Genomic DNA, 14466 nt, shown 5'->3' with positions numbered 1-14466 from the left:
GGTCGCCGTGGTTTTTTTCACTACACTTCCCGTATCCGGTTGGCATGCATGCGTTCCGAAGATCGCACCTTGCCTGAACATGGCCGACATCGTGTTCGTGCGGTGGTAGCCTTGACTTATATGAAACACTCGGGCGCAAGCCCGCGCTGGCGCAGCGACTGGCGCAATCTTGCAAGGCCACGTTCACGTAATTGACGCACACGTTCCCGTGAAATGCCGAAGCGCGCGCCAAGAACCGCCAGCGTCGCGGGCGGATCGGCGAGTTCGGTCGCAAGTACGATCTCGCGTTCTCGTTCTGGCAGATCGGACAGTGTCTGAACCAAGGCAGCGCGCAGCACATCCACGTCACATGGATGGACGCGTTCCGGGATATCCGTCGTCGCCGGATCAGCGAGAAGGGCGATGCTTTCGTCACCATCCGGCCCGGAAGGACGGATGTTCAGGGACTGATCCGTAACGGAAAGCTGCGCGCGCAGATCCACAAGCCGTTCGATGCTGACACCCAGTTCTTCGGCAATGCGCATCTCGGATTCAAGACTGTCACTGTCCGCCTCGTTCGAGACTTCGGCGTCAAGGCGGGACAGGTGTGCGGCGGCCTTGCGGATCTGGGGGGAATTGGGTCGGCGGACCACGGACATGTTGGCGCGTCTGAACGCCTGGATTTCGGCCCGGATCCACCAGACGGCATAGGTCGCAAAGCGGGTTCCGTGCGCGGGATCGAACCGGTCCGCGGCTTTCATCAGGCCGATATTCGCCTGCTGCAACAGATCGGGATCGGCCTCGCCCGACGTGGCGGAAAACCGGGCCGCGCTCGCCCCGGCCAAAGGGGCAAAAGCACGCAGGAGCAGGTCACGTGACCGGCGGTCACCGTGTTGCTGCCATGCCCGCAGCAGATCCCCTTCGTCCTGCGCCGACAGCATGCCGGCGCGGGACTTGGCGCGCGATCCTGTTGCCCAGTGCCTGACGGGTTTGTTCATCTTCCAGTTCCAACTTGTTTCGCTTCGAAACTAAATGATCGATCAACTGCTTGTCAAAGTGATTTCGAATCCATATCTCTTTTCCATGACGGATGACTTGGGATCGGCACGCCGGATCGCTGAATTGCTGGTGCATCTCGGGCGCACCGCCTGCACGGAAGACACGCGGTCCGGATTGACGGCGGCGCAATGGACCTGCCTGCGCTTCTTTGCCAGCGCCAATGGCAGCACGCGCACTCCGTCGGGGTTCGCACGCTTTCAGGCGACGACGCGGGGAACCGCCTCTCAGACCATCAAGACGCTCGAACGCCGGGACCTGCTCATACGGCATCAATCTGCGACCGACGGGCGCAGCGTCCGGTTCGACCTTACGGCAGCCGGACATGCGATGCTGGCCGAGGACCCGCTGAGGGATCTTGTCGGCACAGTCGCCGACCTTGACCCCGACCAGCGTGCGGATCTGCTCGCATCCTTGTCGCGATTGGCTGCCTCGGTGGCGGGCGCGCGACAGACGCGGGCCTTCGGAACCTGCAGCGATTGCACCCATTTTACACCGAGGGGCGACAGCGGCTATTGCAGTTGCATGGCTGTCGCCCTTGGCTCGGACGAGATCGAAAAGCTGTGTGCAAGCTATGACGGTCCCGTGCGCGCAGCCCAACCAGAAGAAGGATATACCGAATGACAGAGCGTGATCCGGGCGGCAGCCAAAGCCACCCCCGCATGATCGCAATCAGCAGCGGCAAGGGCGGTGTGGGCAAATCCACGGTCACCGCCAACATCGCCGTCGCCATGGCCGAGGCCGGGATGGCGGTCGGCGTCGTCGACGCCGATGTCTACGGTCCCTCGATTCCCGGTATGTTGGGCATCGCGACCGGCGAAAAACCCGGCATGTCGCCCGAGGGCAAGGTCATTCCGGCGCAGGCGCATGGCGTCAAGGTGATGTCGATGGCCATGCTCAGCGCGGATGATGCGCCCGCGATCCTGCGCGGGCCGATGGTCACCAAATACCTGCAGATGTTCATCCGCCAGGTGGACTGGGGCGGGCTCGACGTCCTGTTGCTCGACCTGCCGCCCGGCACCGGCGATATCCAGCTGACGCTTGCCCAAAGCTTTCCGCTATCGGGCGCTGTGATCGTCAGTACGCCGCAGGATGTCAGCCTCAAGATCGCGCGGCGCGGTTTGCGGATGATGGAACAGGTCAACGTGCCCGTGCTGGGCGTGATCGAAAACATGAGCGGATTCACCTGTCCCTCTTGCGGGACGGTGACGGATATCTTCCACCAAGGCGGCGGCGAGGCGATCGCGCAAGATCTGGGCGTGACCTTCCTGGGCCGTGTGCCGCTCGATCCCGCGGTGGTCGATTGTGGCGATGACGGGACGCCGCTTGTCAAATCAGCCCCCAACAGCCCGGCCGCCGCCGCCTATCGCCAGATCGCCACAGCGCTGTCGAGCGGGGCAGAAGACACGGTCGGAATTGCCACGCCGTTCGTCTGGACTGTCGACACCGGCGAGGGCAAACCCGCAGACGCGCCGGCAGCCGGGGATGGCCCGCCGGAACGCTTGGTATCGCTCGACCACGATGGCGCGGCGTTGGTCCTGGGCTGGGCGGACGGACTGGTCAGCCGGCTTGCGCCCCGCGATCTGCGGCTTGACTGCCGCTGCGCGAAGTGCCGTGACGAGGTCAGTGGAAACCCCCTTCTGGACCCCGAGAGCGTGCCTTTGGACATTCGCCTGACGCGCATCTGGAGTGTCGGGAATTACGCACTCGGACTGGCATTCAGCGACGGGCACGACACCGGGATCTACACGTTCAAGGCCCTGCGCGACATGCAGGACGTGGAGGTCGAGGATGTCTGAGACGTCACCGAAACGCCGCATCCGCGCGCAGGCCTCGACACATGATGCGCACATCATGGGCTTTTTGCTGGACGCGCCGATCTCGACAGGACAACCGCAACGCTTTGACGGGCCGGGCGAGGCCGCGCTGCCGCGCGCCCTGTTCGATGTGACAGGGGTCGCGCGGGTAGAGGTCTCGGGGTCCGCGATCTGGATCCGCAAAGACGACACTGCGAACTGGTCCGTTCTGAAACCCGCGATCGCCGGGGCAATACGGCAGGTGCTGGATGCGACGGACGCGCCGCTCGGCCCCGATACCGCCGAAGCAGACGCCGACACGACCCTGCTGCGCGAGGTAGAGGCGCTTCTGGACGCTCAAGTCAACCCGGCGGTCGCGGCGCATGGCGGGCATATCGCGGTGGAAAAGGTGACGGATGGCACCGTGCATCTGCGCATGTCCGGCGGCTGTCAGGGCTGCGCCGCCTCGGCCGCGACCTTGCGCGACGGGGTAGAGCGGATGCTGCGCGCGGCCCTTCCGCAAATCCGCGATATCAAGGATGTAACCGATCACGGCGCCGGCGACGCGCCCTATTACAGCCGCGACAACGGGCCATCGCCGATGCTCGACCGACCGGTTCCGCCGGGTGTCATCGACTGGCAGGACGGGCAGCTCATGGTCGATCCCGACTACCTTGCCCCCCGTCTTGGCCTGACCCCCGAGACATTGCATACGGGCCTCCGGAACGGTGACGTGGTCGGTGTCACCGAGACCGGGCAGGGCGAGGATGACGGCAAGACCCGGATCATTCTGCGCAGCGCAACCCGCGCCTGGGCCGCCGAGGTGAGGGCCGACGGAACCGCGCGCGAAATCCCCCCGCCCCGCGCCAGCGAGGTTGCAGCGGACAAGGAACAAGAGTTGGCGAACCGGGTGCGCGCGCATCTCGACGGTCTTGACGATGCGGATATACCGATCACCTATGGCGCGCTTGCGCGCGGCCTCGGGCTGTGGTTGCCCGGCTCGGTGCGCCGCGTGACCCGTGCGCTGGAAATTACCATGCACGAAGACGCCACGGCCAATCGCCCCTTCATCGCCGCCCGCGCGGTCAGCCGCGGCCGAGAGGGGCTGCCCGGCCAAGGCTTCTTCGATATGGCGCGCCGCCTGTCGCGCGGGCCCGAACCCGGCGAAAGCGACCGCGACTTTCACGCGCGCGAGGTGACCCAACTGGACAACAACCCCGCATAGTCCACCGGGGCATCGCGCCGGGCTGGCCAACCTAATCCTTGAACTTCGGCCTCTTTCCTCGCATCGTATTCACGAATACGAATTTCATGGGAGGACGAAAACATGCGATTGACCAGACGCCACATCATGGGCGCCATGGGCGCCGGGGCCCTGTTCGGCTGGCCCGGTGCCGGACGGGCCGCGACGGACATGACGCTCGGCTCGGCGCGCCTGACCACGCTTAGCGACGGTCACCTGACGCTGCCACGCGATTTCATGCTCGGCGATCTCGACCCCGAAAAGGCCGGGCCCGTCCTCGCCGAGCACGGCATTACCGGTGACATGATCGAGTCGCCCTGCAACCTCACGCTTTATCGCGACGGCACGCATACCGTGCTTTTTGACGCCGGCGCCGGCTCGCACTTCATGCCGAGCGCGGGGGAATTGCTCGGCGCCCTCGATTCGGCAGGGGTGGCGCCCGGCGACATCACCCATGTGATCTTCACCCACGCGCATCCTGATCACCTCTGGGGCGTGCTCGACGATTTCGACGAGCCGCTGTTCGCGAATGCCGCCCACATGATCGGTCAGGCGGAATGGGACTACTGGACCGACCCGGACACGGTGGACACGATCGACGAGGCGCGGGCAAGCTTTGCCGTGGGCGCAGCGCGCCGGCTGGCCGCGATCGAGGATCGGACCCAGCATATCAAAGATGGCGACGAGGTGCTGCCCGGCATCATGGCGCATGCCTCGTTCGGTCACACGCCCGGTCACATGAGCTTCGAGATCCGGCAAGGATCAGAGGCCGTGATGGTCGTGGGCGATGCGATCGCCAATGGCCACCTGGCCCTCGCCCACCCCGACTGGCCAAGCGGGGCGGATCAGGATCCCGACACCGGGATCACTACGCGCCTGCGACTGCTGGACCGACTGGCGACAGAAAAGATGCCGATGGTCGGCTTCCACTTGCCCGAGGGTGGGCTCGGCCGTGTCGAACGTGCCGATGGCGCCTACCGCTTCGTGTCGGAGGTCTGAGATGATACGCGCATTATCCACAGCCACGGTGCTTTTCGCCGCTGGCGCGGCCTTCGCCAGCGAGGATATCGCCGACCAGTATCCCGATTCCCTGCTCTACTCGAAACCGGTGGAGTTCATCCCCGGTGTCTGGTCGGCCATCGGGGCCACGGCCCCCCCGACCTACGAGAACGCGGGCCACAACAACAACCTCAGCTTCATTGTCACGGCCGAGGGCGTGGTCGTCATCAATGGCGGCGCATCCTACGGGCTGGCCCGCGCCCTGCATGACGAAATCCGTGCTGTCACCGACCAGCCGGTCACGCATGTCTTCAACGAGAACGGGCAAGGCCACGCCATGCTCGGCAACTCCTACTGGGTCGAACAGGGCGTCCCCGTCATCGCGCACGAGGACGTGTTGGCAGAGATCGAACACAATGCCGGCATGTCGCTGGAGGCCGCCCGCCGCATCACCAAGGAGCGCGCCGAGGGCACGGAAGTCGCCCCTCCGACCGAGACCTTCAGCGATCAATACGTCCTGGAGATGGGCGATTACCGGATCGAGGCCCGGTATCTCGGCCCGGCGCACAGCCCCGGCGATATCGTCGTCTGGCTGCCTGAACAAAGCCTCGTGATCTCGGGGGACATGGCCTTCCACGAACGGATGCTGCCGATCTTTCCCGAAACCATCACCCGCGACTGGCTGGAGACATGGGACACCGAGTTCGAGACACTCGGCGCCACTTACGTGATCCCCGGCCATGGCCACCCCACCAACATGGATCAGGTCCGGCGCTATACCAAGGGGTATCTGGAATACCTGCGCGGCAAGATCCGCGATCATATCGACGCGGGCGGCGATCTGGCGGATGCCTATTACGTGGACCAGTCGCCCTATACCCATCTCGATACGTTCGAGGAACTCGCGACGAAGAATGCGGGTCGGGTGTTCGAGCAGATGGAATGGGAATGACACGATTGACCCGGCCGGGGGCCAGCCCTCGGACCCCGCCGGGGACTGTTTTGGCAAGATGACACGGGAAACACGGGATCATCAATGATCGCGCCCGTGTTTCTTCTTGGCAAAAATACCCGGATCCTCCGGGTTCAGGTCGCGACGCGCCTTGAAGCAAAGCCCGTCATCAGCAAATGCGTCGCCATTGCGCCCACCCACATGGACCCGACGGCAACCCAGGCCGTCAGCGCAAAGATCGCGCCGCCCGACATGCCGGCCCCCACCGCACATCCACCGGCGAGCATGCTGCCAAACCCCATCAGCGCGGCCCCCAGCAGGTAGTTCTCCATCGGCGTGTCGGAACTGAAGCGTTCGATCTTCCATTCACGGGTGGCGAGCGCCATCACGGCGGACCCCGCAAACACCCCGGGCACAAGGCCCACGCCAAAGCCCAGGGGCAGGGTCGAGGCGTTGACCAGACCCATCAGCGTGTCGGTGGACGGGCCGGTGAACGTCACCGAGGAAATCGGAATGATCTCGAACGAGGTCTGCGCGATCGTATAGGTCGCCACCCACCCCAACCCGACCGCACATCCGACACCTGTTCCGGCAATGATGTGGGTGACCCGTACCTGACGACCGACCGCCAGTGCGATCCCCACGATCAGGACAACGCCGGCCAGCCACGCGGCCATCGAGGATGTCAGGCCGATACGCGCCAGCAGATCGCGCGCCGCACCGCCGGGCACAAGCCACAGCCCCGCCAACCCTTCACGCGCGGGGGAAAGCACCCCACGCAACGCCGCCTGCGCGACGATCGTAAGCACGAGCCCCGTGACCAGCGCGCGCAGATTTCCGGTCGCCGACAGCACCAGAAGACGGCTTGCACAGCCACGCGCGAGGATCATGCCCGCACCGAACATCAACCCGCCGATGAGTGCACCGGACATGCTGCCCGTCGTGGCCAGTTGGCGCGACTGCGAAACGTCGAGACGCCCGACAGTGATCGCACCCTGAACCACCAGAACCGCGGCAGAGAACGCCACGATCCAGATCGACAGCCGCGGACCCAGTCCACCCTCGGCCACTTCGACCGACGCGGACCGCAGGCAGAATCGTGAATGCTGCGCCGCCGCGCCGAAGAGGACCCCCACAAGCGCCCCGGCCATGGCCAGCACCGCCGCGTCGCCATAGGCGTCGATCATCGCGTCCAGCATGACAGCCCTTTCACGTACCCCTGACCCCGCGCGTCGGCGTCGGCTGACCGCCTCGCACCGGGCCGCAGCTGCGGCCCGGTGTCAGCGCATCAATCGGCCGTTGCGTCCTGCGCGATCTCGTCAAGCAGGGCCTGGACCTTTTGCATCTCGCCCTCGGGATAGGTCCGGTAACCGACCATCACCTCGTCGTCGCGTTCCGCCACGAACACACCATAAGGGCAATGCGCGATGTTCATCGGATTCTCTTCCATGACCTCGCGCGACAACGTGGCCGAACAGAATACAAATATGTCGGCCGCCTCGAACAGCTTGACGTCGCTGCCCACATCCTCGCGCGTGCGGTTGAGCATGTCACCGACATGGCTGGTGAAATCGATCACCAGCCCGCGATCGAGAATGGCACTCTCGACGGCGAAGGTGGCGTCGCCAAACGTCCCCTCGAACGGGTAGGTCACGACCTCCTGCGCCGCCACCGGGGCTGCTGCAATGCCGAGAGCTGCGGCCAGAACTGTAATTTTCATTTGTTTGCCTCCTTTGAGAGATCAAGATCCTGCGATCGTCAACTGAACATGTCGGTGGTGATGCCGGAATACCAGCCCACCGATTCCTCGTAGGTCGCCTTGCGGGTCGCGGCATCCTCGCCCGTCTGCGAGATGAAGCCGTCGACCTTGGCGATCTTTTCGTCGGTCGCCTCGTAGGTGGCGCCTACCTTGACGCCGTCATCCTCGGCGATCAGCGACCAGCACGTATTGGTGAACTTGGCCGGGAACACGCGCGAATCGGTCAACGCGCCGCGCACCGCCATGGCACAGACCTTGGCCTGGCTGTTGGCGGCGAAACCGGATTTCGGCATGTCGCCCTGCGCCGCCGCATCCCCCAGAACGTACACGTCCGGGTCCCGCGTCGAGGACATGTCGCCTGCATTGACGGGGGCCCAGTTCCCGTCGGTCACGCCCGCCATTTCAGCGATGCGACCCGCCTTCTGGGCCGGGATGACGTTGCACACGTCCACCTTTTCGACCATGCCATCTATGTCGATGGTCATCGCCTCGGGGTCGACGCTGGTATTCTCGCCGCCGAAATCCGGGCCGATCCGCTCGATCATGCCACTGTAATGGCGGCGCCAGCCTTCTTCGAAAAGCGCCTGCTTGGAGAATTTCGCCTTGGGATCGACGACCAGAATCTTGGCGGTCGGGTTCGTTTCCTTCAGCACATGCGCCACCATCGACACCCGCTCATACGGGCCCGGCGGGCAGCGGTAGGGGTTTGGCGGGGCGACCATGGCAAAGCGCCCGCCCTCGGGCATCGCCATGAGCTGCGCCTTGAGCAGTTCGCTTTGCGATCCGGCCTTGTAGGCGTGCGGCATGCGGTTCTGTGCCGCCAGCGACCAGCCCGGCACGGCATCCTCGACGAAATCGATGCCGGGGCTGAGGATCAGCTTGTCATAGGGCATCACGTCGCCCCCGGCGAGCCGGACGGTCCTGGCGTCGCGGTCCACATCGATGGCCCAGTCATGCACCACGTTGATCCCGTATTTCGCGGCCAGCGTGCCGTAGCTGTGGCTGATATCGTCGAGATCGGTGAACCCGCCGATATAGAGATTGGAGAAATAGCAGGTATAATAGCTGCGCGACGGCTCGACCAGTGTCACGTCGATGGCACCGTCGCTGTCCTTGGCGATGTAGCGCGCGGCAGTGGCCCCGCCCGAACCGCCACCGATCACGACCACGCGCGGTCGGCCCGCACCTTGGGCCAGCACCGCCGGCGCCGAAAGCGATGCCGCGGCCACCGTCCCGACGGCAATGAATTTGCGTCTGTTAAAGGTCATCGTCTCTCCTCCCGTTGAAAGGCCCCGTTTCAGTCGGGGTCCTTGAAATAGGCCGCAAGCGCCGCGATCTCCTCGTTCGACAGGCGTCCGGCCATCATCTGCATCACCGGATGGGGACGCAGTTTGTCCTTGTAGGCATGCATCGCGACCACGAAGTCGCGCTCTGGCCAACGGGTGATCGACGGGATGCCATCGGCGGTGCCATCGATCTTGTGGCAGCTTACGCATTCACTACTCAGATATTCACCATACGCCGGATCGCCTTGAATCGCGAGGATTTCGGGATCGACCGAATGATCGGTGCCGATCGCTGTCGGCGCGGCCTCGGGAATGTTCGCGGGATTGTCGGAGAACCGCCGCAGATAAGCGAGAAGATCTGCGCGCGCCCGATCGTCTTGCAGGCCCGGATAGCTCATCCGGGTCTTCGAGACGAGCGCGCGGGGATTTTCGATATAGGCGTCGAGCGTCTTGAGCGTCCAGATCAGGCCATCGACACCCGCCCGTTCCATCGACTCTGAATAAGGATAGTCGTCATGCGCCGCGGCGGGCCGGCCGAATATGCCGTTAAGGTGGGGGCCGATCGCGTCCTCGGCCCCCTTTCCGATCTGATGACAGCCGACGCAGTCATTGAAATGATCCGCGCCGGCCTCTGCGTCGCCGATCAGGTCCGCACGGGCCGGATATGACGCGATGGCCGCGACCGATACCGCGAACAGGACCACCGCCGGACGCACCCCGACCCCTACCGAAGGTCTGCGGCGGCGGCCCGGCAACAGCCTAGTCCGCCGACGAGGCCGCGTCATCCTCGTCCTCGGGTGTCACGTCCAGAACAGCGGCGCGCATCGTGATCTCCACGTCGTCCTTGCAATCCTCCATGCAGGGCGTTGTCCGCCAGTCCGGGTATTCGGTTTCCGGCCGGTCATCGACGATGAACCCGTCTGCATTGGGCATTTCGACCTCGGTGAAATTCTCGTGGCTGAGCGTGAAATCATCATCCACGATGCCGTTGGAATAGAGGATATAGGCCGTGATCGCGTAAACCTCGTCGGGGCTCAGGCTCTGGGCGAAGCCGTAGGGCATCGATCGGTTGACGTAATCCCAGACGGTCGAAAGGTACGGCCAGTACGACCCGACGGTCTTGACCGGATCGGCGCGGTCCAGCGTGCCCATTCCCCCGGCCAGGCTCGGCCAGTTGCCGACGCCCTCGGCGAAATCACCGTGGCACGAGGCGCAGTACATCCCGAACACCTCGTCGCCGGTCCAGACGTCGCCGGACCCTTCGGGCAGGCCACTTCCGTCGGGCATGATGTTGACGTTCCACGCCGCGATTTCCTCGTCCAGCGCCGGGCGGCCCAGCCCGTATTCTTCGGCTGTGCTGCCGGGCGCGGTCACACCGACGGCCAGCCCCGCGATCAGCGCAATCTCAAGACACTTCGACATTCTCTGCCTCCCCGTTGGGCTGCACCCACCATGTCTGAATACAGTTGTTGTGATAGATCGAATTCTCGCCGCGTACCTCGCGCAGTTGCGCCTTGGTCGGCTGGACGTAGCCCGTCTCGTCCATCGCGCGGGCCTGCAACAGCATCTCTTCGCCCTCCCAGGTGGTGTCGAGATAAAAGCGCGTCAGCGCCTTGGCTTCGGGATCCCGTGCCAGGCGCGCGGTCTGCCACGACTTGCCGCCATCCTTCGAGACATCGACACGGGTAATCGCGCCGTGGCCGGACCACGCAAGACCCGAAATCACGAGCGGCCCGGCCCCGTGGGTGATCGGTGCCTGCGGGCTGGGCGAGGTGATGATCGACTTGGCGTCCATCACCCAGGTCCACTTGCGCGCGATTCCGTTGTCGAGGACATCGGTGTATTTCGAGGTCTCCTCGCGGCTTTCGACGGCGGCATCGGTCACCTCGATGCGGCGCAGCCACTTGACCCAGAGGTTGCCCTCCCAGCCCGGCACGACAAGGCGCACAGGGTAACCATGCTCCTTGCGCAGCGCCTCGCCGTTGGCCTTGAACGCCACCAGCACGTCGTCCAGCGCCTTTTCCATCGGGATCGAGCGACCGTTCGACGACGCATCCGCGCCCTCGACAAAGATCCACTTGTCCGACAGATCGCCCGCCGCCTCCAGACCGGCCTCTTCCAGCAGGGTGCGCAGGGTCACACCGGTATATTCCATGTTGTGGATCATGCCATGCGTGAACTGCGCGCCGTTCAGCTGCGCGCCCGCCCATTCCATGCCGGTATTGGCGGCGCATTCGCAGAAATAGACGTGGTTCTCGCGCGGGAAGCGTTCCAGATCGGCATAGGTGAAGACCAGGGGCCGATCCACCAGCCCGTTGATCATCAGCCGGTAATCTTCCTTGCGCAGTTCGATCGCGCCGGAATGGTGACGCTCGAACGCGCAGCCCTGCGGTGTGATCGTGCCATCCAGCGCGTGGATCGGCGTGAAATTGATCGAGCTGGTCAGATCCGCGGTCAGCCATTCGACTGTACGCCGTACCACGTCGGATTCGTACTTGATCGGCATACCGTAGGGCGCCGCATCAACCGGGTCGCCCCAGCCTTGCGCCCATGGCTGGACCTCGGTGATCAACGGATCAGGCGTTTCCGCGCGCGCCGCCCCGGCGGTCACGGCCCCGGCCGCCGCGGCCACGCTGCCGCGCAGAAACGCGCGACGCGAGGCCGGTTTTCCCCTGAAAAGTTCAGACATCGGATATGTCTCCTTTCGACAATCTCTTACGCGCCAACGACCGTGACGCTGTCATTCGGGCTGACACTGACCGTGCCCTGTTTGCGGATGTGATCCTCGACCACATTCCAGATCTGCGGGCCTTCGGTGCCCTCGTTGACCGAGGCCCATCCGGCGACCACGTAGTTTTTCGACGGATCGATCGCCTCGCCGGTGCGCAGCAGGGTCAGGTCGCTGATCCGGCTGCCCTGCGGCTGGTTGATGTCGATCCGGTATCCCAGCCCGCCGGTGCGGACCATGTCGCCGCCCTGCTGGTAATAGGGATCGGGGTTGAAGATGTTGTCGGCCACATCTTCCAGGATGACCTTGATGAAATCGCCGGTCATCTCGCTGCGATACGCCTCGCCATAGGTCATCGAGGTGACGTTGAAGATATCCTCGCGGGTGATGTCCTGACCGGGGATCAAGCTGGGCCCCCACCGGACGCCGGGCGACATGGCGATATCGGCGTCGCGTTCCGACATCAGGGCATCGCAGATCAGATCGTCCCACGTGCCGTTGAAGTTGCCGCGCCGGTACAGCAGGCCATCGGTCTGGCCGATCACCTCTTCGAGGTCCGACTTGAACGGCGCGCGCTGTTCGTCGATCAGCGTCGTGATCTCGGGCTTGGGCGCGATCACATCGGAAAAGATCGGGATCAGCTTGTGCCGGAACCCCATCATCCGACCGTCGCGCACGTCCAGATCCACGCGGCTGACGAATTTGCCATTGCTGCCGCTGGCGATCAGGATCGTCTCGCCCACCAGCACTGGTTCCGGCAGCGCGTCATGGGTGTGCCCGGTCAGGATCACGTCGATACCGGTCACGTTGCCCGCCATCTTCTTGTCGACATCAAAGCCGTTATGGCTGAGACAGACGACGAGTTCGGCCCCCTGCCCGCGCACCTCGTCGACCATTGCCTGCATGTTTTGGTCACGGATGCCGAAGCTGTATTCGGGGAACATCCAGCCGGGATTGGCGATCGGCATGTAAGGAAAGGCCTGTCCGATCACCGCGATCTTGACGCCGCCGCGCTCGAAAAACTGGTACGGCGGGAACATCTCGGCGGGCTCGTCCCATGTGGCATCGAAAATGTTCTGGCCGAGTGCGGCAAAGGGCAGGCCCTCGACGATCTCGTGTATCCGGTCGGAGCCGAGCGTGAACTCCCAGTGAAATGTCATCGCGTCGGGCTTGAGCCCGTTCATCACGTTGACCATGTCCTGGCCCTGCGTCTTGTAGCAGGTGTAAGAGCCGTGCCACGTATCGCCACCATCCAGAAGCAACGCATCGGGCCGGTCGGCGCGCATCGCGTCGATCACGGTCGCCACGCGGTCCAGCCCGCCGACCTTGCCATAGGTCTGCGCAAGCGCGCTGAAATCGCCCGAGCTGAGTGCATAATGCGACGGGCTGCCGTCATCGATTCCGTAAAGCTTGCGGAAATCGGCGCCGGTGACATGCGGCACCTCGCCCTTGTTCGGGCCCACGCCGATATTGACCGACGGCTCGCGGAAATAGATCGGCTTGAGCTGCGCGTGAATGTCGGTGATGTGGATGAGGCTGACATTGCCGAACGTGTCGAACTGCAACAGCTGATCCTGGGTCAGCGCCTGCTGCGCGGCCAGTTTCGACCAGTTGCCAAAGGACGACGCCCCCAGGATGGCTGACGCGGCCATGCTCGTTTGAAGAAAATCCCGACGCGAGATCATGTCTGACCCTTCCAGTTCCGCCCGCATCACATGCGGTTTCTTGAATGTTTTGACCAAGAAAAACCCCGCCAGGCGGTTCGCCCGACGGGGTAGGTCGTTCAGTTTCGGACGGACGGTCCCTCGACCGACAGACCATTGCCACGGCTTGCGACGTACAGCTCGAGCGCCACGAACTCGGGGCTGCCCGGCGCGAACGTCTCGGCCCGCGTATCGCGAACACAGCCCTTGAACCGCGAATGCACCGCGTTCAGCTTGGTGTTCTTCAGACGGTACACGGGAAACCCGTTGATCTGACCTTGGCTGAGATGATCGGCGCGGATCATGCGGCCGTAATTGTCCTCGTGGCAATTCGCACAGCTCAGTTCAAGCTGACCGGTCCGGGTATAGTACAGTTCCTTGCCCGCTTCCCACGTGTCGGCCACAGGACCGTCCGTGGCCACGTTGACCGGCATGCCGCGCGACACCGACGAGATCAGCGCAACCATGCTGGTCATCTCGGTGCTGGTGTATTTCAGCGGCTCGGCATCCATGTTCTCGGTGCGGCAGGCATTGACCTGCATCTCCAGCGTCCGAACCTCCTGCGCGTCCTCGTTCCACTTCGGATAGACCGCGCGGACACCCTTCATGCTCTCGTCCACGTCGTCGTGACAGCTTGCACAGGACTTGCCCGCGTCTCCCTGGACGGTTGACCACGACTCCTGTGCGTCCTCGACGAAGATCATGCCGGGATTGATAAAATCGTCGGCCTGCATCGCGCGGGTTTCGGTGCCGCGAAAGTGCCAGCCCGAAATGACCTCCGGCAGCTTGCCTTCGACTGCGTCCGACGGTTCTGTCCAGGTGGTCATCTCGATGTCTTGGTTCACGATAAGCGTATCCTCGACGGGTTCGGCATAAACCACCCCCGCCGTGATCGCGCCTGCGCCCAAAAGCGCCGTGATGGCTGATGTTTTTTTCATGTTCGCCCCTCCCTGACGGTTGTGGCC

14 protein-coding genes are annotated in these 14466 nt (G+C 64.0%); 5 read left to right on the top strand and 9 right to left on the bottom strand.

Going from position 1 to position 14466, the window contains the following annotated elements; genetic code table 11:
* Positions 1–116: 116 nt before the first annotated feature.
* Positions 117–977 (bottom strand): sigma-70 family RNA polymerase sigma factor, encoded by an 861-nt coding sequence (locus ACROSR_RS04755; RefSeq protein ID WP_432682628.1) that lies wholly within the window; start codon positions 975–977, stop codon positions 117–119.
* A gap of 85 nt (positions 978–1062) precedes the next feature.
* Between ACROSR_RS04755 and ACROSR_RS04750 the strand changes: the two genes are divergently transcribed.
* The 5 genes from ACROSR_RS04750 to ACROSR_RS04730 all read left to right on the top strand — a co-directional run bounded on the left by ACROSR_RS04750 (position 1063) and on the right by ACROSR_RS04730 (position 6025).
* Complete coding sequence (locus ACROSR_RS04750; RefSeq protein ID WP_432682627.1) at positions 1063–1659, top strand: MarR family winged helix-turn-helix transcriptional regulator; 597 nt, start codon at positions 1063–1065, stop codon at positions 1657–1659.
* A complete protein-coding gene (locus tag ACROSR_RS04745; protein ID WP_432682626.1) occupies positions 1656–2834 on the top strand; it encodes a P-loop NTPase in 1179 nt (392 codons plus the stop codon). The genes ACROSR_RS04750 and ACROSR_RS04745 overlap by 4 nt, the downstream gene beginning before the upstream one ends.
* A complete protein-coding gene (locus ACROSR_RS04740) occupies positions 2827–4056 on the top strand; it encodes a DUF6522 family protein (RefSeq protein WP_432682625.1) in 1230 nt (409 codons plus the stop codon). Before ACROSR_RS04745 ends, ACROSR_RS04740 begins: the two co-directional genes overlap by 8 nt.
* 102 nt (positions 4057–4158) lie before the next feature.
* A complete protein-coding gene (locus ACROSR_RS04735) occupies positions 4159–5073 on the top strand; it encodes an MBL fold metallo-hydrolase (RefSeq protein WP_432682624.1) in 915 nt (304 codons plus the stop codon).
* Between the two features lies 1 nt (position 5074).
* Positions 5075–6025 (top strand): MBL fold metallo-hydrolase, encoded by a 951-nt coding sequence (locus ACROSR_RS04730; protein WP_432682623.1) that lies wholly within the window; start codon positions 5075–5077, stop codon positions 6023–6025.
* A gap of 134 nt (positions 6026–6159) precedes the next feature.
* Here the strand turns inward: ACROSR_RS04730 and ACROSR_RS04725 are convergent, their stop codons facing one another.
* From ACROSR_RS04725 to soxA, 8 genes are all read right to left on the bottom strand, one after another.
* Complete coding sequence (locus ACROSR_RS04725) at positions 6160–7224, bottom strand: YeeE/YedE family protein (RefSeq protein WP_432682622.1); 1065 nt, start codon at positions 7222–7224, stop codon at positions 6160–6162.
* Positions 7225–7313: 89 nt separating this feature from the next.
* The gene (locus tag ACROSR_RS04720; RefSeq protein ID WP_432682621.1) at positions 7314–7745 is read right to left on the bottom strand and encodes a DUF302 domain-containing protein; all 432 of its coding nucleotides are present in this window, start codon (positions 7743–7745) and stop codon (positions 7314–7316) included.
* 38 nt (positions 7746–7783) lie between these two features.
* Complete coding sequence (locus ACROSR_RS04715) at positions 7784–9052, bottom strand: FCSD flavin-binding domain-containing protein (protein ID WP_432682620.1); 1269 nt, start codon at positions 9050–9052, stop codon at positions 7784–7786.
* A gap of 29 nt (positions 9053–9081) precedes the next feature.
* Positions 9082–9786: a c-type cytochrome gene (locus tag ACROSR_RS04710; protein WP_432682696.1), complete on the bottom strand. Its 705-nt coding sequence runs from the start codon at positions 9784–9786 to the stop codon at positions 9082–9084.
* A gap of 43 nt (positions 9787–9829) precedes the next feature.
* Positions 9830–10492: a c-type cytochrome gene (locus ACROSR_RS04705; protein ID WP_432682619.1), complete on the bottom strand. Its 663-nt coding sequence runs from the start codon at positions 10490–10492 to the stop codon at positions 9830–9832.
* Positions 10476–11759, bottom strand: coding sequence for a sulfite dehydrogenase (gene soxC, locus ACROSR_RS04700; protein WP_432682618.1), 1284 nt, complete (start codon positions 11757–11759; stop codon positions 10476–10478). The genes ACROSR_RS04705 and soxC overlap by 17 nt, the downstream gene beginning before the upstream one ends.
* 26 nt (positions 11760–11785) lie before the next feature.
* A complete protein-coding gene (gene soxB / locus ACROSR_RS04695) occupies positions 11786–13483 on the bottom strand; it encodes a thiosulfohydrolase SoxB (protein WP_432682695.1) in 1698 nt (565 codons plus the stop codon).
* A gap of 98 nt (positions 13484–13581) precedes the next feature.
* Positions 13582–14439 carry a sulfur oxidation c-type cytochrome SoxA gene (gene soxA / locus ACROSR_RS04690; protein ID WP_432682617.1) on the bottom strand — a complete coding sequence of 286 codons (858 nt, stop codon included), beginning with the start codon at positions 14437–14439 and terminating at the stop codon, positions 13582–13584.
* Positions 14440–14466: the final 27 nt, after the last annotated feature.

The sequence above is a fragment of the Roseovarius tibetensis genome (assembly GCF_050896375.1).
GTDB lineage: Bacteria > Pseudomonadota > Alphaproteobacteria > Rhodobacterales > Rhodobacteraceae > Roseovarius > Roseovarius tibetensis.
Note: the sequence above shows the minus strand (reverse complement) of the source record. Positions and strands in the feature narration are given on the sequence as shown.

What these genes read in the sequence shown, in the direction of transcription:
- soxB (WP_432682695.1), bottom strand. Translation starts at nt 13,483, where the DNA reads ATGATCTCGCGTCGGGATTTTCTTCAAACGAGCATGGCCGCGTCAGCC.
- ACROSR_RS04730 (WP_432682623.1), top strand. Translation starts at nt 5,075, where the DNA reads ATGATACGCGCATTATCCACAGCCACGGTGCTTTTCGCCGCTGGCGCG.
- ACROSR_RS04720 (WP_432682621.1), bottom strand. Translation starts at nt 7,745, where the DNA reads ATGAAAATTACAGTTCTGGCCGCAGCTCTCGGCATTGCAGCAGCCCCG.
- soxC (WP_432682618.1), bottom strand. Translation starts at nt 11,759, where the DNA reads ATGTCTGAACTTTTCAGGGGAAAACCGGCCTCGCGTCGCGCGTTTCTG.
- ACROSR_RS04715 (WP_432682620.1), bottom strand. Translation starts at nt 9,052, where the DNA reads ATGACCTTTAACAGACGCAAATTCATTGCCGTCGGGACGGTGGCCGCG.
- ACROSR_RS04705 (WP_432682619.1), bottom strand. Translation starts at nt 10,492, where the DNA reads ATGTCGAAGTGTCTTGAGATTGCGCTGATCGCGGGGCTGGCCGTCGGT.
- soxA (WP_432682617.1), bottom strand. Translation starts at nt 14,439, where the DNA reads ATGAAAAAAACATCAGCCATCACGGCGCTTTTGGGCGCAGGCGCGATC.
- ACROSR_RS04740 (WP_432682625.1), top strand. Translation starts at nt 2,827, where the DNA reads ATGTCTGAGACGTCACCGAAACGCCGCATCCGCGCGCAGGCCTCGACA.
- ACROSR_RS04755 (WP_432682628.1), bottom strand. Translation starts at nt 977, where the DNA reads ATGAACAAACCCGTCAGGCACTGGGCAACAGGATCGCGCGCCAAGTCC.
- ACROSR_RS04750 (WP_432682627.1), top strand. Translation starts at nt 1,063, where the DNA reads ATGACGGATGACTTGGGATCGGCACGCCGGATCGCTGAATTGCTGGTG.
- ACROSR_RS04725 (WP_432682622.1), bottom strand. Translation starts at nt 7,224, where the DNA reads ATGCTGGACGCGATGATCGACGCCTATGGCGACGCGGCGGTGCTGGCC.
- ACROSR_RS04745 (WP_432682626.1), top strand. Translation starts at nt 1,656, where the DNA reads ATGACAGAGCGTGATCCGGGCGGCAGCCAAAGCCACCCCCGCATGATC.
- ACROSR_RS04735 (WP_432682624.1), top strand. Translation starts at nt 4,159, where the DNA reads ATGCGATTGACCAGACGCCACATCATGGGCGCCATGGGCGCCGGGGCC.